Annotated in this window: 1 protein-coding gene; it reads left to right on the top strand. The window is 63.6% G+C overall.

Annotation, left to right across the window (positions count from 1 at the left end; translation table 11 throughout):
- Positions 1-697, top strand: a 697-nt coding sequence (locus tag AC1D1X_RS25020) for a class I tRNA ligase family protein (protein WP_477699591.1), incomplete at both ends; no start/stop codon positions are given.

Genomic DNA, 697 nt, shown 5'->3' with positions numbered 1-697 from the left:
GCATCACCATCCGCCAGCTGACCGACGAGATGATCGCGGCCATGCACCAGGATATCGGCGCGCTGGGCATAGAGCCTCCATCGCTGGAACCCCGTGCGACTGAGTACGTGCCGCAGATGCTGGGCATGATTGCCACGCTGGAGGAAAAAGGCCTGGCCTACAAGGGCTCCACCGGTGACATGAATTACGCGGTGCGCAAGTTTCCCGGCTACGGCAAGCTCTCGGGCAAGTCGCTCGACGAGCTGCGCGCCGGCGAGCGCGTGGCTGTGCTCGATGGCAAGGAAGACCCGCTCGACTTTGTGCTGTGGAAAAGCGCCAAGCCCACCGAACCCGACGACGCCAGGTGGGACAGCGCCTATGGCCCCGGCCGTCCAGGCTGGCATATCGAGTGCTCGGCCATGTGCCGCGGCACGCTGGGCGAGACCTTCGACATTCACGGCGGCGGCGCGGACCTGCAGTTCCCGCACCACGAAAATGAAATCGCCCAGAGCGAGGCGGCCAACGGGAAGCCGCTGGCCCGCTTCTGGGTGCACAACGGTTTTGTGCGCGTCGACAACGAGAAGATGTCCAAGTCGCTGGGCAACTTCTTCACCATCCGCGAAGTGCTCGCCAAATACGATGCCGAAACCGTGCGGTTTTTCATCGTTCGCGCCCACTACCGCAGCGCCTTGAATTACAGCGACGCCCACCTGGACGA

This window comes from Polaromonas sp. P1_G4 (assembly GCF_056405475.1).
This window is presented reverse-complemented; position numbering and strand designations above follow the sequence as displayed.